16 protein-coding genes and 1 tRNA gene are annotated in these 17,944 nt (G+C 70.8%); 5 read left to right on the top strand and 12 right to left on the bottom strand.

Annotated features, from left to right (window positions below):
• Window positions 1–742: 742 nt before the first annotated feature.
• The 3 genes from ABH925_RS29000 to ABH925_RS28990 all read right to left on the bottom strand — a co-directional run bounded on the left by ABH925_RS29000 (window position 743) and on the right by ABH925_RS28990 (window position 2,834).
• The gene (locus ABH925_RS29000) at window positions 743–1,363 is read right to left on the bottom strand and encodes a plasmid pRiA4b ORF-3 family protein (protein ID WP_370152593.1); all 621 of its coding nucleotides are present in this window, start codon (window positions 1,361–1,363) and stop codon (window positions 743–745) included.
• A 163-nt stretch (window positions 1,364–1,526) separates the two neighbouring features.
• Window positions 1,527–2,192: a Uma2 family endonuclease gene (locus tag ABH925_RS28995; protein WP_370152590.1), complete on the bottom strand. Its 666-nt coding sequence runs from the start codon at window positions 2,190–2,192 to the stop codon at window positions 1,527–1,529.
• A 568-nt stretch (window positions 2,193–2,760) separates the two neighbouring features.
• Window positions 2,761–2,834 (bottom strand) — tRNA-Thr (locus ABH925_RS28990).
• A gap of 389 nt (window positions 2,835–3,223) precedes the next feature.
• On the opposite strand from ABH925_RS28990, the gene ABH925_RS28985 reads away from it, so the two are divergent.
• The 3 genes from ABH925_RS28985 to ABH925_RS28975 all read left to right on the top strand — a co-directional run bounded on the left by ABH925_RS28985 (window position 3,224) and on the right by ABH925_RS28975 (window position 5,824).
• Window positions 3,224–4,339, top strand: coding sequence for an ABC transporter ATP-binding protein (locus ABH925_RS28985; protein ID WP_370152587.1), 1,116 nt, complete (start codon window positions 3,224–3,226; stop codon window positions 4,337–4,339).
• Window positions 4,340–4,530: 191 nt separating this feature from the next.
• Complete coding sequence (locus ABH925_RS28980) at window positions 4,531–4,971, top strand: hypothetical protein (RefSeq protein WP_370152585.1); 441 nt, start codon at window positions 4,531–4,533, stop codon at window positions 4,969–4,971.
• Window positions 4,972–5,062: 91 nt separating this feature from the next.
• Window positions 5,063–5,824 carry an NDP-sugar synthase gene (locus tag ABH925_RS28975; protein WP_370152583.1) on the top strand — a complete coding sequence of 254 codons (762 nt, stop codon included), beginning with the start codon at window positions 5,063–5,065 and terminating at the stop codon, window positions 5,822–5,824.
• 203 nt (window positions 5,825–6,027) lie between these two features.
• Here ABH925_RS28975 and ABH925_RS28970 read toward each other — a convergent pair whose 3' ends face one another.
• The 6 genes from ABH925_RS28970 to ABH925_RS28945 all read right to left on the bottom strand — a co-directional run bounded on the left by ABH925_RS28970 (window position 6,028) and on the right by ABH925_RS28945 (window position 12,517).
• Window positions 6,028–7,710 carry a DoxX family membrane protein gene (locus ABH925_RS28970; RefSeq protein WP_370152580.1) on the bottom strand — a complete coding sequence of 561 codons (1,683 nt, stop codon included), beginning with the start codon at window positions 7,708–7,710 and terminating at the stop codon, window positions 6,028–6,030.
• Window positions 7,711–7,866: 156 nt separating this feature from the next.
• Window positions 7,867–8,844, bottom strand: coding sequence for a 23S rRNA (guanosine(2251)-2'-O)-methyltransferase RlmB (gene rlmB, locus ABH925_RS28965; protein ID WP_370152577.1), 978 nt, complete (start codon window positions 8,842–8,844; stop codon window positions 7,867–7,869).
• Window positions 8,845–8,919: 75 nt separating this feature from the next.
• Window positions 8,920–10,308, bottom strand: a complete 1,389-nt coding sequence (gene cysS / locus ABH925_RS28960) for a cysteine--tRNA ligase (protein ID WP_370152575.1) — start codon at window positions 10,306–10,308, stop codon at window positions 8,920–8,922.
• A 177-nt stretch (window positions 10,309–10,485) separates the two neighbouring features.
• The gene (ispF, locus tag ABH925_RS28955) at window positions 10,486–11,112 is read right to left on the bottom strand and encodes a 2-C-methyl-D-erythritol 2,4-cyclodiphosphate synthase (RefSeq protein WP_370152571.1); all 627 of its coding nucleotides are present in this window, start codon (window positions 11,110–11,112) and stop codon (window positions 10,486–10,488) included.
• The gene (gene ispD / locus ABH925_RS28950) at window positions 11,102–11,839 is read right to left on the bottom strand and encodes a 2-C-methyl-D-erythritol 4-phosphate cytidylyltransferase (RefSeq protein WP_370152568.1); all 738 of its coding nucleotides are present in this window, start codon (window positions 11,837–11,839) and stop codon (window positions 11,102–11,104) included. Before ispD ends, ispF begins: the two co-directional genes overlap by 11 nt.
• A 195-nt stretch (window positions 11,840–12,034) precedes the next feature.
• Window positions 12,035–12,517, bottom strand: coding sequence for a CarD family transcriptional regulator (locus ABH925_RS28945; RefSeq protein WP_030255707.1), 483 nt, complete (start codon window positions 12,515–12,517; stop codon window positions 12,035–12,037).
• Window positions 12,518–12,978: 461 nt separating this feature from the next.
• On the opposite strand from ABH925_RS28945, the gene ABH925_RS28940 reads away from it, so the two are divergent.
• A complete protein-coding gene (locus ABH925_RS28940) occupies window positions 12,979–13,602 on the top strand; it encodes a hypothetical protein (protein ID WP_370152565.1) in 624 nt (207 codons plus the stop codon).
• A 223-nt stretch (window positions 13,603–13,825) separates the two neighbouring features.
• On the opposite strand, the gene ABH925_RS28935 is transcribed toward ABH925_RS28940, so the two are convergent.
• Both ABH925_RS28935 and ABH925_RS28930 read right to left on the bottom strand, forming a co-directional pair.
• Window positions 13,826–14,512, bottom strand: a complete 687-nt coding sequence (locus tag ABH925_RS28935; RefSeq protein ID WP_370152562.1) for a response regulator — start codon at window positions 14,510–14,512, stop codon at window positions 13,826–13,828.
• Window positions 14,509–15,888, bottom strand: a complete 1,380-nt coding sequence (locus tag ABH925_RS28930) for a sensor histidine kinase (protein ID WP_370152559.1) — start codon at window positions 15,886–15,888, stop codon at window positions 14,509–14,511. The genes ABH925_RS28935 and ABH925_RS28930 overlap by 4 nt, the downstream gene beginning before the upstream one ends.
• A 201-nt stretch (window positions 15,889–16,089) precedes the next feature.
• On the opposite strand from ABH925_RS28930, the gene phoU reads away from it, so the two are divergent.
• Window positions 16,090–16,758, top strand: coding sequence for a phosphate signaling complex protein PhoU (gene phoU, locus ABH925_RS28925; protein WP_370152556.1), 669 nt, complete (start codon window positions 16,090–16,092; stop codon window positions 16,756–16,758).
• 369 nt (window positions 16,759–17,127) lie between these two features.
• On the opposite strand, the gene ABH925_RS28920 is transcribed toward phoU, so the two are convergent.
• Complete coding sequence (locus ABH925_RS28920; RefSeq protein ID WP_370152554.1) at window positions 17,128–17,886, bottom strand: phosphoglyceromutase; 759 nt, start codon at window positions 17,884–17,886, stop codon at window positions 17,128–17,130.
• Window positions 17,887–17,944 lie beyond the last annotated feature (58 nt).

The raw sequence follows: 17,944 nt of genomic DNA, 5'->3' as shown, positions 1-17,944 counted from the left end.
AACGAGCTTCGCTACTCGGAGAGTTGCGCGGTGGCCGCCCCATGACCAGGGGTCATTCCAAGATCCCTGCTACACCACTCGGCGGGACGCCATCCCATTCACGGTTCCGTGATCGACTCTGATGTGTGCCGAATGTGTGCTGGAACCAGCTGGGCAGGACCTGAGGCGCCGCTGAACTGCGGAGATGCCATTAGACCAAACGAGTGAGTAGCCGCCCGCATAGGCGAGACTCATCCAGTTGCAGTCCGAAACACCAAGAAGGCCGCTGACCTGCATGCTCGTGCAGGTCAGCGGCCTTCGACGGTCATGAGCACCGCTTTCCGGGGCCCCAGCTCTTATCCAGATCCAGTGTCCGATATGCCCTGAAATTATGTCCGCTTTGGAGCCCCCTGTCGGGTTCGAACCGACGACCCCCGCTTTACAAGATCGACATGGGTCATGACGGCGCGTGATCGCTAGTGCCGCGTGGTGCTGTTCCTGCAGGTCAGCACCACGCGGCCGATCGCCGCATCCACTGGGGGTTGCCTGCTGGTGGCGCGTCCGCTCACGCATCGCTCACGCACCCGAGACTGCTGGAGCGCGCTGGAGCGGCACAGCCTTGGACAAGCGCATACTGACGTTCCGCCACCAGCGCCAGCACCGGGACGACGTGCTCAACGAGGACTCTCCGACGTTGAGTCGCACCCGCGTGGTCCCGCGTGGGATCTGGTCGCCCCGGCCGTTGTGGCCGGGGCGTTCGCGGTCAGGCCGGGATCAGGACGGACTGGAGGTCGGTGAGGATCTGGTTGATCTCGGCCAGGTCGAATGAGGCCGGATCGAACTGGTCAGCGCTGTCCAGGCCGAGCCATTCGAGGCGGTCCTCGTGCTCCTCGTGGGCCGGGTCGGCGAGGACCTCGATGAGGTAGGCGTATCCCCACACTCCGCCGCAGTCCTCTGGCGGGCAGGCGCGGCGGCCGGTGAGGCAGCGGGGGTAGGCGGTCCCGGGTTCTGCGGCGTCGACCGCCTCCACGAGGATGTCGTGCTCCCAGTCGTCTCCGAAGTCGTAGGTGTAGCCGAGCCGACTGCCGACAATCGGAGCGACGTCACCGAGACGCTTCGCCTCCGCGCTGCGGATACCCAGGTCACCGTCGGCGACGCCGTAGCGCTCCCGACCGGCTTCGAAGGCCCACATGTGGTAACCCTCCCAGCCGAAGGCCGCCTGGATAAGGCGATGCACCTGAAGCAGGTCGGTCGTCGACGGCACCTGGAGCCGGCGCCAGATCGGAGGCTGGGAGCCGTGAAGGGTGACCTTGATGGTGTGGACGGCTGTCGCCGATACGGACCGAGGGCCGGATGCCGGCCTCGCACGCCTGGTGTTCGCCATGCCGTCAATCCTGCCAGCCGGGCCGCCGAGCGGCCCGCAGCGCGTTGTCCCAGTGAATGCTGTCGCCGGGTCAATTGAGTACAATCCTTTGGGTTTCCCCGGAAGCGGGAGCGCGCTGATCAGAAGGGACTACGCCCGAACGGGAAGCCGATCGTGCCCGGTCTCACAGACTCAGATCACTCCACGGGATGCGGATGGCGAACGGAGCGGGGAAGCGGATCTCCTCGCTCGCCGGTTCCCACTCCCCGACCAGGACATACACGGCCGAACGCAAAGGCTTGACTTCCAAGCCCTCCGCCTGGATCGTGGCAAGCTCGTAGGCTCGCACCCAAGTGACATCCCAGGTCTTGGCGGAGTCGAGTTCGACCTCCCAGTACCAGGGGATGCCCGCCTCCGCGTAGCGGTCCATCTTCCAGTTGCGTCGCGCAGGGGTGTCGGAGCCGGACAACACCTCTCCTACCAGCGCGACATCGGCCGCAAAGGTGTCGGCCCCCCGCCCCAGGCAGCGGCGGACCAGGAAATCCGGGGTCAAGAAGCTGCTCTTGTCCGGGGTGAAGAACACATTCGTCTCCATTCCGACCTGCCAGCACCGTCCGCTGCCATCCGCCTCGGAACCGGACATCGCACGCCTCGCGCCAGCTTCCAGCGCACTCCACATCCGCCCGCTGAATTGCTGGTGCTCGAACGGACCACGCCGAGTCCACACGACGTTCCCGTCCCACAGCTCGATCTCCCCAGCCACGTCCTCGGGCAGCTGCTGCAGCTCCTCCCAGCTCAGCTTCCCTGGGACGTTGTATCCCGGCCCCTCGACCGCGCCCGCCGACATCATGTCCTCCGCCCGACGACTCCTGCGATTCACTGTAACGGGACTCTCTGACGGGCAAGTGGCGACGAGACCGGCGGCGGTCGACATCCGGGAAGGTCCGCAGACAAGTCGACGTCATCCCGCTCCGCAGACACCGGCTCTCCGCCCTGAGAAGCCGTGGGACGACGGAGCGCCCTGCGGTCGACCTCATGATCACAGCAACGGCCGCGCACCGCGGCTGGGAACGGCGCGTCCGACACCGAACCGGTGCTGCCAGACCATCCGCTCACGCATCGCTCACGGAGATGGTCCCGGAAGTGTCCGAGGCCGTCGACGAAGCGTCCGGAAGGCTGAAACTGCAGCTCATCCGGGGTGGCGCCGAGCACCCCCGGTCGGTCTCGAACCGACAACCCCCGCTTTCGAGCAGCCCGCCCCAGGTCCACCCGCCGTAGAGCACCAAAAAGGCCGCTGACCTGCGCGTTCACGCACGACAGCGGCCTTCGACGGACACGACCCCCGCTTTTCATGGAGGCCGGACCCAGGTCGCACCCGAATCAATTGTCAGATATGCCCTGAAATTATGTCCGCTTTGAGCCCCCTGTCGGGTTCGAACCGACGACCCCCGCTTTACAAGAGCGGTGCTCTGGCCAACTGAGCTAAGGAGGCGCGGTACCTGTCCGCAGCGAGCCACGGCAGGACCAGGGGGCAGTCTACCGGGACGGGCGGGCTGGTTGTCCGGTGGATTTCGCGGGGTGGGACGGCCGTGTCGGACGGCGAATAGTCGGAGTTGTGGCGGTCTGGGCAGATATGAGTGAACGGGGCCCTTGGAATCGGTGGCCCGCGGGTGCTGACAGCGCCACTCTTCGGCGGGTAGCGTCGCCTGCAGTTCATCGACTGTCGGTGGACTAGACCTCTCAGGTCATCGTGTCGCTCCGGCGGGCCGGCGCGAGGACGGGACGAGGTTGCCTCAGCGGGACGCAGCCCGCGACCCGCGCACCACCCCGCCTTTACTCGGATCGTCCGGCACGTTCCTGCCGGTGAAGGAGAGCAGCAGCATGCCTACGGTGACTTTCGACAAGGCCACCCGGATCTACCCCGGCAGCACCAAGCCGGCCGTCGACGCGCTCGACCTGGACATCGCCGACGGCGAGTTCCTCGTCCTGGTCGGCCCCTCCGGCTGTGGCAAGTCGACCAGCCTGCGAATGCTCGCGGGCCTGGAGGACGTGAACGGCGGCGCCATCCGCATCGGCGACCGCGACGTGACCCACCTCCCCCCGAAGGACCGGAACATCGCGATGGTGTTCCAGAACTACGCGCTGTACCCGCACATGACCGTCGCCGACAACATGGGCTTCGCCCTGAAGATCGCCGGCGTCAACAAGGCGGAGATCCGCAAGAAGGTCGAGGAGGCCGGGAAGATCCTCGACCTCACCGAGTACCTCGACCGCAAGCCGAAGGCGCTGTCCGGCGGTCAGCGCCAGCGTGTCGCCATGGGCCGCGCGATCGTCCGCGAGCCGCAGGTCTTCCTCATGGACGAGCCGCTCTCCAACCTGGACGCCAAGCTCCGCGTGCAGACCCGCACCCAGATCGCCTCGCTGCAGCGCCGGCTGGGCATCACCACCGTCTACGTCACCCACGACCAGGTCGAGGCCATGACCATGGGCGACCGGGTCGCGGTGCTGAAGGACGGCCTGCTGCAGCAGGTCGACTCCCCGCGCAACATGTACGAGCGCCCGGCGAACCTCTTCGTGGCCGGCTTCATCGGCTCGCCCGCGATGAACCTGATCGAGGTGCCGCTCGCCGACGGCGGTGTCAGCTTCGGCAAGTCGATCTTCCCGATCTCCCGCGAGGCCGTCGCCGAGGCCTCGGCCGCCGGTGACCGCACGGTGACCATCGGCGTCCGCCCGGAGCACCTGGACCTGGTGGCCGCGAGCGACGCGCTCTCCAAGGACGGCGGTGCTGGCCTGGCCGTCACCGTGAACGTGGTCGAGGAACTCGGCGCCGACGGCTACGTCTACGGCACCGCCAAGGTCGGCGACGAGGACAAGGACCTGGTGGTCCGGGTCAGCGGCCGCGACGTGCCGCGCAAGGGCGAGGTTCTGCACGTCGTCCCGCGTACCGGCGAGACCCACGTCTTCTCCACCTCGACCGGCGAGCGGCTCAGCGACTGACACATCCGGTACCCGGCACCGTCACCGAAGTGCAGCGCAGCGCAGGAGCTTCGGGCGACATGTCGACATTGCGCCCCCGGCGGGGCTTTCACCCGCCGGGGGCGCTTCATTTCCCTACAAACCAGACACTTCCTCACTCGTTCGAGTGACTGAATGTCGCCATATCATTACCCATCGCTAGCATCACCTGCGTGAAGCAGCTAGCGCGCCGTCTCGGCAAAACACTCGCTTTCGTCCTGCCCGTCGTCCTGGTGACCACCGGCACCCTCGCGGTCACCCGCGTCCCCTGGGCGCCCGCGGACTCCGGGGAGCCTCAGGTCCTCGCCGCAGCCGCCCGTTCCGGCCCGGTAGCCGCGGTGCCGCAGGACGCCCCGCAGGCCACCCCGCAGGACGTGCTGCGCAGCCGACTGCTCCAGCAGTTGCAGGCGCAGGACCCGGGCGCCGCCCTCGACTCACTGGCCCAGGCCATGCAGCAGCAGCCCTCGTTGACCCGCTACTGCACCGACATCGCCCGCGACCTCGGCCAGGCGGCCGTCCGCAAGTACCAGGGCGACGTCCGCCGTGCCCAGTCGTTCTCCCGGCCGGTGTGCGACGGGTCCTTCGCCGCCGGTGCGATGGCCGCCGCCGGCTGAACCGGCAAGCGGCGGGAACGCGCCGCGAACGGGGCTGGAACGGGGCTGGCCCGGTTCACGGGGCGGCCCCGGATCCGTCTAGGGTGCTGCCATGACCGCTGACCTCATCCCCTCCACGGAGCGCTCCCCGCTCTCCTCGCCCCCGGTGACCCAGGCCGTGATCCTGGCAGGTGGACAGGGATCCAGGCTTCGTCCCTACACGGACACCCGTCCCAAGCCCATGATCGAGATCCCGGGCACCGGGATCCCGATCGTCGGTCACCAGCTGCAGTGGCTCGCCGAGGAGGGCGTCACCGACGTCGTCATCTCCTGCGGCCACCTGGCCGAGGTGCTCCAGGACTGGCTCAAGACCGCCGATCTGCCGCTGAACGTCTCCACCGTGGTGGAGACGGAGCCGCTCGGCCGGGGTGGCGGCCTGAAGTTCGCCGCCGCCTCGCTCCCCCGCCAGGACCAGCCCTGGTACGCCACCAACGGCGACATCTGGACCCGGTTCCAGCTGCGCGCGATGGCCGACTTCCACGCCGAGCGCGACGCCCACGCCACGCTCGCGCTGGCCCGCCCGCGCCTGCCCTGGGGCACCGTGGAGACCGACCAGTTCGGAAACATCCGCGACTTCATCGAGGCGCCGCCCTCCCCGTACCTGATCAACGCGGGCGTGTACGTCTTCTCCGCGGAGTTCGCCTCCATGCTGCCCGCGCTCGGCGACCACGAGCGCAGCACCTTCCCCCGGCTCGCCCGTGAACACCGCCTGTCCGGGTACGAGCTGCCGCAGGGCGTCTACTGGCGTGCCATCGACACCGCCAAGGACCTCGCCGAGGCGGCGAAGGAGCTGGCCGCGACCCGCGGCGAGTAGCCCCAGCCTGCCGGGCGGCCCACCAGCGGCCCGGAAGCACGACAGCGGCCCCGTACTGACGCTCAGTACGGGGCCGTGGCGCTTCCCAGGCCCTCGGGGACCCTCCGGGGCCCTCCTGGGCCGCCGGGCCCGCGAGGGGCGACGGCTCAGGAGGATGACAGCCGGCTCAGGGAAGGCAGACAGGGGCAGGGCAGGGCAGTGGCTCAGGCGGTCGGGCCCGGGGCCGGGGCGGGTTCGGTGGCGGGGACCGGGGTCACCACCGTGCGGCGCAGGGCGAGGCCGAGCAGCGGCAGCGGGGTCGCACCGCCCAGCAGCCCGCCGATCACACCGTTGCCGCTGCTGGGGGCGGACGAGGGCGAACCGCCGTGGCGCTGGCTGGGCGCCGACGACGGCGAGCCGCTGTGGTGTCCGGAGCTGCTGCCGGAGCTCGGCGAACCGGAGCCGCTGTGCCGGGAGGACGGACGGCGCGTGGCCGAAGCCGAGGCCGAGGGTGAGGCGGAGTGCGACGCCGACGGCTTCGGCAAGGCCGCCTGCGCGCTCGGCGACAGCGACGGCCACTGCGGGCTCGGGTAGTCCGTCGGCACCGCGCCGGGGCTGTCCGGAGTGACCGTCGACTCCAGCCGTCCGCTGCGGACTGCCGCGCCAAGCGCCGAGCCCAGCAGCAGGGTCGCCCCGACCACGACGGTCGCCACCACGATCCCGCGCCGCAGTACCCGGCGCCGCAGCGCGGACACCGACGAGCGCTCGCCCAGCCGCCGCCACGCCTCGATGGCCAGCCTGCCGTCCAGCGAGAACAGCGGGGCGCCCGCGAGCAGCAGCGGGCTCCAGGCGGCCAGGTAGATGATCTCCGGCGCGTCGTAGGCGGGCGCCGTCCGCCAGCTGACGGTGACCAGCAGCGACACCGCGAGCAGCATCGCCACCGCGGCCGCCAGCCGCTGCCACAGGCCGACCACGGACAGCACCCCGACCACGATCTGCACGAACGCGACGCCGAGGCCCGCCCCGACCGGGTGGTTCAGGGCCAGGTGCAGCAGCGGCTGCGCCGACGCCCAGGGGTGCAGCCCCTGCAGCCAGTGCATCATCGAGCCGCGCGCGCCGCCGTCGAAGTAGACGGGGTCGCAGAGCTTGCTGAAGCCGGCGTAGATGGAAATGCCGCCCAGGAACAGCCGCAGCGGCAGCAGCACCAGGCCGAGGTCCACCCGGCGGCCCGGGTACCAGGCGTGCCGAACCGGTTCTCCCGGCTCCCGCTCGCCCGGCAGGTACGACTGGCCGTCGGCGTCCGCGCCGCCGGGGCGGTACGGGGTGATCGGCTCGTCCTCGTCCAGCTGCGGCTCCGGGCCCGGCTGGTAACGCGGCATCAGCTGCGTCCCCCCGAGGATCCCGCGCGAGCCGGCGCCGGACTGCTGGGCCGGCAGGACCCGGGTGCCGTCGTCGAGCACGGAGCCGCCGGGGCCGCCCACCAGTACGGCGTCGAGCAGCGGGGCGGCCTCACCGGTCCAGGTGATCGGGGTGACCCGCGCCCTGCGGCGCGGCCGCCCTTCGCCACCCCCCGGGGCCGCTGCGGCACCCCGGCCGCCGGCGCCGGCCGCTCCCACGCTCACCAGAGCGGGGAGCACCAGCAGCGGCTGGGTGTCCTCGGGGCCGGCGCCGATGCCGCTCCGGTAGCCGGAGCCGACGCCTGCGTTGCGCGGTGCGGCGAAGGCCGGGGCCGCCGCCACCGAGTCGATGAGCGGGCTCACCGGGGCGCCCAGCCGTACGCGGAAGCTCGCGGTGGTACTGCTCAGCCGGGCCGGGTCGGTCGGAATCCTGACCGTGTTCAGCGCGAGCTCACCGTCCGGACCCTCGGCGCGTCCCCCCTGCGGGCGGGTAGGTGTTCTGGTGTCCACACCCCACTAACCGAGCGAGGAGCCGTTTGGACACCCCTCAGGAGGAACCCGATCCCCGGCTGTCCGTGCGACACGCCGAATCCGGGCCGTAATTCGCACCCCCGCACGGCAAACGGAGCACAGCGGCAGGGCCCGGACGGCCCCGCCGCCGGCGCCTCAGCGCTTGGCGCGCAGCCGGGCCGCCTCGTAGAGGACGACGCCGGCGGCGACGCCCGCGTTCAGGGACTCCGCCTGACCCGGCATCGGGATCCGCACCGTCAGGTCGCAGGTCTCCGCGACCAGCCGGGACAGGCCCTTGCCCTCCGAGCCGATGACGATCACCACCGGTCCGGTCAGCGCCTCCAGGTCGCTGACCTCCGAGTCGCCGTCCGCCGCCAGGCCGACCACGAAGCAGCCGGCCTTCTGGTAGGCCTCCAGGGTCCGCGTCATGTTGGTCATCCGGGCCACCGGGACCCGGGCGGCCGCGCCCGACGAGGTCTTCCACGCGCCGGCCGTCATCCCGGCGGCGCGCCGCTCGGGGATGACCACGCCGTGGCCACCGAAGGCCGCCACGGAGCGGACCACGGCGCCGAGGTTCCGCGAGTCGGTGATCCCGTCCAGCGCCACGATCAGCGCGTCGTCGCGGTTCTCGGCCGCGGCGGCGAGCAGGTCCTCCGGGTGCGCGTACTCGTACGGCGGCACCTGCAGGATCAGGCCCTGGTGGTTGTGGCCCTCGGCGAGGTTGTCCAGCTGCGGCCGCGGGGCCTCCATCAGCGGGACGCCGCGTTCGTTGGCGAGGGTCAGCGCCTCGCGCACGCGCTCGTCGTTGTCGATGAACTGCTGGACGTAGAGCGCCGAGGCCGGCACGCCGCCCTCCAGCGCCTCCACCACCGAGTTGCGCCCGTAGACCAGCTCGGATCCGGCCTTGCCGCCGCGCCGCGAGCTGCCGCGCGACTTGTTGGCCGACTTGTTGGCGGCCCCGCGCTTGGCGGCGGCGTTGGCCATCCGGTTCTTCTTGTGACCCTTGCGCTCGGACGCGGGCGGCGTCGGGCCCTTGCCTTCGAGCGACTTCCGGCTGTGGCCACCGGTACCGACCGACGGGCCCTTCTTGGAGCCGGGGTTGCGGCGGTTCCTGCGCTGGCTGTTGCCGGCCATCAGTTCAGTCCTGCTTCCATCATGAAAAAACTACATGCGTACAAACGGTCAGTTGAGCCCCTGCGGGCGCACCGGTCAGGTGAGCGTCCAGCGGGAGCCGTCGGCGCGGTCCTCGATGGCGAGGCCGGCCTGGGTGAGCCGGTCCCTGATGGCGTCGGAGGTCGCGTAGTCCTTGCGCTCGCGCGCCGCCTGCCGCTGCTCCAGCACCAGCCTGACCAGGGCGTCCACCACACCGTGCAGGTCCTCGCCCCGGGCCGGACCGGTCCACATCGGGTCCAGCGGGTCGAGACCCAGCACCCCGAGCATCGCACGGACCTCGGCCAGACGCGCTACGGCGTTCTCCTTGTCGTCCGCCGCCAGCGCCGCGTTGCCCTGCCGGACGGCGGTGTGGACGATGGCCAGCGCCCCCGGCACGCCGAAGTCCTCGTCCATCGCCTCGGCGAAGGCCGGCGGCACCTGCGGGGACGGGGCGACCTCGCCGTGCTGCTCGGTGACCCGCTGCGCGAAGCCCTCGATCCGGTTGAAACCGGTCTCCGCCTCGCGCAGCGCCTCCTCGCTGTACTCGATCATCGAACGGTAGTGCGGGGTGCCCAGGTAGTAGCGCAGCACGATCGGCCGCCACTTCTGCACCATCTCGGAGACCAGCACCGAGTTGCCCAGCGACTTGCTCATCTTCTCGCCGGCCAGCGTCACCCAGGCGTTGTGCACCCAGTAGCCGGCGAAGTCGTCGCCGAAGGCCCTGGACTGCGCGATCTCGTTCTCGTGGTGCGGGAAGACCAGGTCGCGCCCGCCGCCGTGGATGTCGAAGGCGGAGCCGAGGTACTTGTGCGCCATCGCCGAGCACTCCAGGTGCCAGCCGGGACGGCCGCGCCCCCAGGGGGTCTCCCAGCTGGGCTCGCCGGGCTTCACGGACTTCCACATCGCGAAGTCGCGCTGGTCCCGCTTGCCGGTCTCGCCCTCGCCCTCGGGCTGCCGCAGGTCGTCCAGCTGCTGGTGCGACAGCGAGAGGTAGTCCGGGTAGGAGGTGACGCTGAAGTAGACGTTGCCGTCGGACGCGTAGGCGTGACCGCGCTCGATCAGCGCCTGCATCATCTCGATCATCTCCGGGATGTGCCCGGTCGCCCGCGGCTCGCCGGTGGGCGGCAGGCAGCCCAGCGCGCTGTAGCCGTCGTTGAAGGCGCGCTCGTTGGCGTAGCCGATCTGCCACCAGGGCAGCCCGGACTCCCGCGACTTGGCGATGATCTTGTCGTCGATGTCGGTGATGTTCCGCACGAACGTGACGTCGTAGCCCCGGTAGGCGAACCAACGACGCATCACGTCGAAGTTCAACCCGGAGCGGATATGCCCGATATGCGGAGCTGCCTGTACGGTCGCGCCGCACAGGTAGATCGAGACACAGCCCGGCACGAGCGGGACGAAGTCGCGTACCTGGCTGGCGCTGGTGTCGAACAGGCGAATACTCACAGCGTCAAGGGTAGTGGGAACAGCGGGGTGCCCCGTGCCCAATCGGGCACGGGGGCGCACGGCGTTCACAGTGGCGTGACGAACCCCGGACGGCACAGTCCCGGGGCCGGCGGCCCGGGCTCCTGTCCCGGGGCCGACTGACGGAGTCTCACCCGTTCGGCGGAAGCGGTTCCCACCTCACGCGGAGGGCCCCGCCGGTGGCACCGGGTCGGCGGGCACCACCAGGGCGGTCGCCAGCGCGGCCAGGCCCTCGGCGCGTCCGGTCAGACCCAGCCCGTCGGTGGTGGTCCCGGAGACCGAGACCGGCGCGCCGAGCGCGGCGGTCAGCGCCGCCTGCGCCTCCTCGCGCCGCTTGCCGATCTTCGGCCGGACGCCGACCACCTGCACCGCGACATTGCCGATCTCGAATCCCGCCGCCCGGACGATCCGGCCGGCCTCGGCCAGCAGGGTCACCCCGGACGCCCCGGACCACTCCGGCCGGTCGGTGCCGAAGTGCGCGCCGAGGTCGCCGATGCCGGCCGCCGAGAACAGCGCGTCACAGGCGGCGTGCGCGGCGACGTCGCCGTCGGAGTGCCCGGCCAGGCCGTGCTCGTAGCCGTCCCAGCGCAGCCCGGCGACCCACAGCTCGCGGCCGGCCTCGAAGGCGTGCACATCGGTGCCGATCCCGGTACGCGGCAGCCGGGACAGGTCGGTCCGGGGCAGGTCGACGGGCGCGCCGGGGGCGCCGGGGGCGCCGGGGGCGCCGGCCCCCGAGGACGTGGCGGAGGTCACCGGCGTGGCGGGCGTCGGCGTGTCAGAACTCATCGCGGGCCCTCCGCCGGGCCAGTACGGCCTCCGCCAGGACCAGGTCCAGCGGCCTGGTCACCTTGAACGCCTCCTCGTGACCGGGTACGACCACGACCCGCCCGTCGTAGCGCTCGATCAGTCCGGCGTCGTCGGTCGCCTCGACCCCGTCGCTCAGCGCCTTGTCGTGCACGCGTTGCAGCGCCTCGCGGCGGAAGCCCTGGGGGGTCTGCACTGCACGCAGTGTGGACCGATCGGGGGTGCCGACGACCGGCTCGGGACCGCCCGCCACGGCGGCGGGCAGCACCTGCTTGACGGTGTCGGCCAGCGGCACGGCCGGGACGACCGCCTCGGCCCCGTCCAGCACGGCCCGGGCCACCGCGTCGACCACGTCGACCGGGACCAGTGGACGGGCCGCGTCGTGCACCAGCACCACGTCCACCTCGACCGGGATCGCGGCCAGCCCGAGGCGTACCGACTCCTGGCGGGTGGCTCCGCCGGCGACCACGGTGATCCCGGCGTTCCCGGTCACCCACGCCGAGTCGGAGCCGTCGAGCCCGTGCTGGTCCAGCAGCGCGCGGACCCGCTCGACACCGTCCGGCGGCGCCACCACGACGACCAGCGACACGGCCCGGGAGCGCGCGAGCGCCCGTACGGCGTGCACGAGCAGCGGCACGCCCCCGAGTTCACGCAGGGCCTTGGGGGCGCCAGGGCCCAGTCGTTCGCCCCGCCCTGCGGCGGGAACCACTGCTGCGGCGTTCAGGTTTGCTTCCTTCAGCGAAGTGGGTATGGCCAAGGCGTGTCGGGCCGAGCACCTTCCGTGGAGCCCAGTCCGCTCGCCCCGGCACAGGACGAAAGTGCACCAGGGTGCACAGTCGGGACATGCCTCAGCGCCTGTCGTGGGGACGACAGGCGCTGAAAGCAGCCGAACGGCGTTGCCGCACTACGAGGCGAGGACCTCGTCGAGCAGCGTTTCGGCCTTGTCCTCGTTGGTGTTCTCAGCGAGTGCCAGCTCGCTCACCAGGATCTGCCGGGCCTTGGCCAGCATCCGCTTCTCACCAGCGGACAGCCCGCGCTCGCGCTCACGTCGCCAAAGGTCGCGCACAACCTCCGCGACCTTGATAACGTCACCCGAAGCAAGCTTCTCCAGGTTCGCCTTGTAGCGGCGGGACCAGTTGGTGGGCTCTTCGGTGTACGGTGCGCGGAGCACCTCGAAGACCCGGTCCAGCCCATCCTGACCGACCACGTCGCGCACACCCACGAACTCTGCGTTCTCCGCAGGGACGCGCAGCGTCAGGTCACCCTGCTGCACCTTCAGCACCAGGTAGGTCTTGTCCACACCTTTGATCTGGCGGATTTCGATAGCCTCGATCAGCGCGGCCCCGTGATGGGGGTAGACCACGGTGTCGCCAACCTTGAACGTCATGTGACAGGTACCCCTTCCGTGGCTTTCCAGAATAACACGGTTGCAGCCATATCCGAAGGGCGTTTTCGCAGGTCAGGACTGGTCTCGGGGCTTGACAAGCACCCCCGTCGCGTGCTGCGACCCCAGTTCCGGGCGGGCTTCCCGCAGGTCGGAGCACCTGCGCACGAACCGGTCACCTCCAGGAAAACTACAATTGATCTTCCAGTGCAGTCTTAACCAAAGCGTTATCTGATCTTCAGCTGAACGGATTCGCCACCGCGGGACGACGCCCGGTGACGACGGAAGTGACCGGAGCACGGCGAACGGGAGCCGAGACGACGGAGCCGCGAGCGCGGACCGATCGGGATGCGGATGCGACACGGGGCCACCCCGTGTGGAGCGGATAAAGGGGATCGGTAATCTGATCGCGGCCAGCTCGTCAGAAAACATCCCGTCAGATCGTCCAAGGAGAGACCACCGCCGTGAGCCGCAGTCTTCGTCGCGGCGCAGTCGCCGCCGTCATCATCGCGACCGCTCCCATCCTCGCCGCCTGCTCCGCGGGGGACAGCGCGGCGACCCTCCAGGTGAAGCCCGACAACGCCGCCACCTCGCTCAACTCGACGCTGAAGCTCAACGGCATCGTCGTGGTCACCGACAAGCTGGGCAACGCTCCGGCCAACATCACCACGAGCATCGCCAACACGGCGACCGGCGCCGGCCAGGACGACACCCTGGTCTCGGTGGCCGTCGACGGCACCGCCGCCACCCTGAGCGGACCCGCCGTGATCCCGGCCGGCTCCTCGCTGCTGCTCAGCGGCCCGGGCCAGGTCTCCGCCACGGTCCCCACGCTCAAGGAGATGCCGGGGCAGAACGCCGCGGTGACCTTCACCTTCGCGAAGGCCGGCTCGGTCACCGTGCAGGCCCTGGTCAGCGCGGGCACCGGCCAGTACGCCGGGTACGCGCCGGTGGCGCCGACCACCCCGCCGGCCGCGCCGGTGACCCGGCCGACCCCGCACGCCTCCGAGAGCAAGGGCGCCAAGCCCACCCCGACCGGGACCGGGACCGGCACCGCGACCTCCACCCCCTCGCCGACCCCGACCCACTGACGGCGGCGCCTGCCGACGCCGGCGTCGGCTGACACCCGAGCCTGCTGACACGCGGGGCGCAGGTGCCCCCGACCGCCGACACCGGGCGGGCCCGAACGGGTCCGTCCCGTTCGCGGCTGCGACGGCCCGGACGTCAACATGACCGCGCCCCCGGAGGAGTGACCTCCGGGGGCGCGGTCATGCAGTTCCGTGCGCGGGCGGGCGCGGCGTGCGCGGGCGCGGCCTACGGCTCGAACTTGTAGCCGAGTCCACGCACCGTGACCAGGTAGCGCGGGGCCCCCGGGTCCGGCTCGATCTTGGCCCGCAGCCGCTTCACGTGGACGTCCAGGGTCTTGGTGTCGCCCACGTAGTCCGCACCCCAGACCCGGTCTATCAGCTGCATCCGGGTGAGCACCCGGCCCGCGTTGCGCAGCAGCATCTCCAGCAGGTCGAACTCCTTGAGCGGCAGGTCGACCTTGGCTCCGTCCACGGTGACGACGTGGCGGTCCACGTCCATCCGGACCGGGCCGGCCTCCAGCGCGCCGGGGCCGCCGTCGGTGGTCTCCGGCTCGCCGCGGCGGCGCAGCACCGCACGGATGCGGGCGACCAGCTCGCGGGTGGAGTAGGGCTTGGTGACGTAGTCGTCCGCGCCTATCTCCAGCCCGACGACCTTGTCGATCTCGCTGTCCTTGGCGGTCACCATGATCACGGGAACGCTGGACTTGGCCCGCAGCTGACGGCAGACCTCGGTGCCGGGCAGGCCGGGCAGCATCAGGTCGAGCAGGACGAGGTCGGCGCCGTTGCGCTCGAACTGGTCCAGTGCGTCGGGGCCGGTGGCGGCGATGGCCACCTCGAAGCCCTCCTTGCGCAGCATGTAGGACAGGGCATCGCTGAAGGACTCTTCGTCCTCGACGACGAGCACACGGGTCACGACTGGACCTCCGGGGCAGGAAGGGGGGTGGGGGCGTGTTCGGTGGTGGGGGAAGAGTGTTCGGTCGTGGGATCCGGCTCGGTGACGTGTGCGCCGAGGGGTTCGCGGTCCGGCCCGCCCTGAAAGTCGGCGTCCGGCGGGCTGTCGAGGTCTCCGTCGAACTCGGCCTCCGCAGCGGCGTCCGATGCGGAGCCGCCCTGGCGCCGGTCGTTGGCGCGGGGGGTGGTGGGCAGCCTCAGGGTGAAGGTGGACCCCTGGCCCTCGACGCTCCAGACCGAGACCGTGCCGCCGTGCGAGGCGGCCACGTGCTTGACGATGGACAGGCCGAGACCGGTGCCGCCGGTGGCCCGCGAGCGGGCCGGGTCGACCCGGTAGAAGCGCTCGAAGATCCGCTCGCGGTCCTTCTCGGAGATGCCGGTGCCCTGGTCGGTGACGGATATCTCCACCGTCTCGACCCTCGCCCCCGGCACCTTGCGGGCGGCGATGGCCACCCGGGTGCGGGCCGGGCTGTAGTTGACGGCGTTCTCGACCAGGTTGCCGAGCGCGGCGGCCAGCTGGCCGCGGTTGCCGTGCAGGTAGAGGCCGGCGATGCCGCCCGCCGCCATGGTGATCTGCTTGGCCGCGGCCTGGTGCCGGCAGCGGTCCATCGCCTCGGCGACCAGCTCGTCCACGGCCACCGACTCCGGGTCGACCAGGCGGTTGTCGTCCTGGACCCGGGACAGTTCGATGATCTCCTGGACCAGGCTGGTCAGCCGGGTGGCCTCGATGAGCATCCGGCCCGCGAAGCGGCGGACCGCCTCCGGGTCGTCACTGGCGTCCTGGACCGCCTCGGAGAGCAGCGACAGGGCCCCGACCGGCGTCTTCAGCTCGTGCGAGACATTGGCGACGAAGTCCCGGCGGACCGCCTCGATCCGGCGGGCCTCGGTCAGGTCCTCGACCAGGACCAGCACCAGGCGCGAGCCCAGCGGCGCGACCCGTACCGAGACGGCCAGTCCCTCGCCCACGGCGGGCTTGGCACCGGCCCGCCTGGGGATGTCCAGGTCGGCCTGCCGTATCTCGCCGTCGCGGCGGGTCAGCCGGGCCATGACCAGCATCTCGTCCACGGCGATGGCCCCGCCCCTGACCAGGCCGAGGGCGTACGCCGCCGAGCTGGCCTTGATCACCTGATCGCTGTCGTCGAGTACGACCGCGCAGGAGCGCAGCACCGACAGCACGGTGTCCACGCCGGGGGGAAGTTCTGGTTCCGGTTGTTGTTCTATGCGTTTGGCGGGCTTCTTGCGTTCCCGCTCGCTCCAGCGGAAGGAGACCGCGGCGGTGAGGCCGACTCCGAGCCCGGCAAGAGCGCTCGCAGCGGCTGCGGCCACGTTCACGTCCATGCGTTCAGCGTAAGCGCAGGATGGTGACCTGCTGTAACCCCTGGAGCAGGGCATCAGCCGCAGGTCGCCGAGAATTCACCGTGGGGTCGCCGCTGGTTCACTCCTCCAGCTGCGCGGGTACGCCCGGACAGCGCAGAGTGGGGGCACACCGTACAGACGGATCTGCCGGGACAGCCGGGAGCGCCAGGAGGAGAAGCGACGATGCGCGACGCGTACCACGAGGAACTCGATTCGATCGGCGACGGCCTGGTCGAGATGGCCCGGTTGGCCGGTTCGGCGATCGGCCGGTCCACGACCGCACTGCTCGAAGCGGACCTCGCCCTCGCGGAGAGTGTGATCGCGGCCGACGAGAAGATCGACTCGCTCCACCACGACCTGGAGAACCGGGCGATAGCCCTGCTGGCGCGGCAGCAGCCGGTGGCCACTGACCTGCGCATCGTGGTGACCTCGCTGCGGATGAGCGCGGACCTGGAGCGCTGCGGCGATCTGGCCCGCCACGTTGCGAAGCTGGCCCGGCTGCGCTACCCCGAATCCGCCGTGCCGGCGGACCTGCACCCGATCGTGCTGGAGATGGGGCAGCTGGCCCAGCGCCTGGTCGCCAAGGCCGGTCTGGTGATCTCCTCCAAGGACGTGGACGCGGCACTGGAGATCGAGCGCGACGACGACGAGATCGACGAGCTGCACCGCGAGCTGTTCGCGCACCTGCTGGACGACCGCTGGCAGCACGGCATCGAGACCGCCGTGGACGTCACCCTGTGCGGCCGCTACTACGAGCGCTTCGCGGACCACGCGGTTTCGGTCGCCAAGCGCGTGGTGTTCCTGGTCACCGGCGAGCACGCGGACGAGTTCGTCGCCGACGTCGAGAAGTAACCCCACGCGCGGGCATTCGGGGCGCACACGCGGGCGTACGGGTGCGCCCCGTACGCCCGTTGACGCTGTGTACCCGGGCGGCTTCACTGAGGCATAGGCATGACCGCCTGAAGGAGGGCTCACCCGATGACGCAGACTCCCGCCCCGCCCGCCCCGCCGACGGCCGAATCCCCCGCGGCGCGCTTGCTCCGGATCCCACGACCGACGGCCGCCTCCTGCGGCTGCGGGCCCGGGTGCGGCTGCGGCTGCCAGTCCGGCGGCCCCTGCCAGTGCGGCGGCTGCCACTGACGGCCCAGCGACGGCCCGACATCCACGACGGCCCCCCAACAGCGATGTTCGCGCTGGTGGGGGGCCTGATCGCTGGGGATGTTACTTCTTGCCCTGGTTCTTCACGGCCTCGATCGCGGTGGCAGCGGCCTCCGGGTCGAGGTAGCGGCCGCCCCGGGTGAGCGGCTTGAACTCTGCGTCCAGCTCGTAGAGCAGCGGGATGCCGGTGGGGATGTTCAGGCCCGCGATGTCCTCGTCGGAGATCCCGTCGAGGTGCTTGACCAGGGCGCGCAGCGAGTTGCCGTGCGCCGTCACCAGGACGGTGCGTCCGTCGGCGAGGTCCGGCACGATCGCGTCGTACCAGTAGGGCAGCATCCGGTCGACGACGTCCTTGAGGCACTCGGTCTGCGGCCGGACGTCGGCGGGGAGCTGGGCGTAGCGGGGGTCGTCGGCCTGCGAGTACTCGGCGTCGGCGGCGAGCACGGGCGGCGGGGTGTCGTACGAGCGGCGCCAGAGCATGAACTGCTCCTCGCCGAACTCGGCCAGGGTCTGCGCCTTGTCCTTGCCCTGGAGCGCACCGTAGTGGCGCTCGTTCAGGCGCCAGGAGCGGCGCACCGGGATCCAGTGGCGGTCGGCCCGGTCGAGGGCGATCTGGGCGGTACGGATCGCGCGGCGCAGCAGAGACGTGTGCAGGACGTCGGGAAGGATGCCCTCGGCGGCGAGGAGCTCACCGCCGCGCACGGCCTCCTTCTCGCCCTTCTCGTTGAGGTCGACGTCGACCCAACCGGTGAAGAGGTTCTTCTCGTTCCACTGGCTTTCGCCGTGACGGAGCAGGACAAGACGGTAGGAAGCTTCAGCCATGGCCAGAAGCGTAGTCCAGCGGGGCTGCGGGAAGTCCCGGCGATATTCGCTGGCGGCG

This window comes from Streptacidiphilus sp. EB129 (assembly GCF_041262645.1).
Classification (GTDB): Bacteria; Actinomycetota; Actinomycetes; order Streptomycetales; family Streptomycetaceae; genus Streptacidiphilus.
The sequence above is the reverse complement of the archived record's forward strand: the minus strand, read 5'-3'. Positions and strand labels throughout refer to the sequence as shown.

Excerpts from the sequence above, each read along its gene's own strand:
- ABH925_RS29000 (WP_370152593.1), bottom strand. The coding sequence starts at position 1,363 with ATGGCGAACACCAGGCGTGCGAGGCCGGCATCCGGCCCTCGGTCCGTA.
- phoU (WP_370152556.1), top strand. The coding sequence starts at position 16,090 with ATGCGCGACGCGTACCACGAGGAACTCGATTCGATCGGCGACGGCCTG.
- ABH925_RS28975 (WP_370152583.1), top strand. The coding sequence starts at position 5,063 with ATGACCGCTGACCTCATCCCCTCCACGGAGCGCTCCCCGCTCTCCTCG.
- ABH925_RS28995 (WP_370152590.1), bottom strand. The coding sequence starts at position 2,192 with ATGATGTCGGCGGGCGCGGTCGAGGGGCCGGGATACAACGTCCCAGGG.
- ABH925_RS28985 (WP_370152587.1), top strand. The coding sequence starts at position 3,224 with ATGCCTACGGTGACTTTCGACAAGGCCACCCGGATCTACCCCGGCAGC.
- ABH925_RS28930 (WP_370152559.1), bottom strand. The coding sequence starts at position 15,888 with ATGGACGTGAACGTGGCCGCAGCCGCTGCGAGCGCTCTTGCCGGGCTC.
- ABH925_RS28945 (WP_030255707.1), bottom strand. The coding sequence starts at position 12,517 with ATGACGTTCAAGGTTGGCGACACCGTGGTCTACCCCCATCACGGGGCC.
- ABH925_RS28920 (WP_370152554.1), bottom strand. The coding sequence starts at position 17,886 with ATGGCTGAAGCTTCCTACCGTCTTGTCCTGCTCCGTCACGGCGAAAGC.
- rlmB (WP_370152577.1), bottom strand. The coding sequence starts at position 8,844 with ATGGCCGGCAACAGCCAGCGCAGGAACCGCCGCAACCCCGGCTCCAAG.
- ispF (WP_370152571.1), bottom strand. The coding sequence starts at position 11,112 with ATGAGTTCTGACACGCCGACGCCCGCCACGCCGGTGACCTCCGCCACG.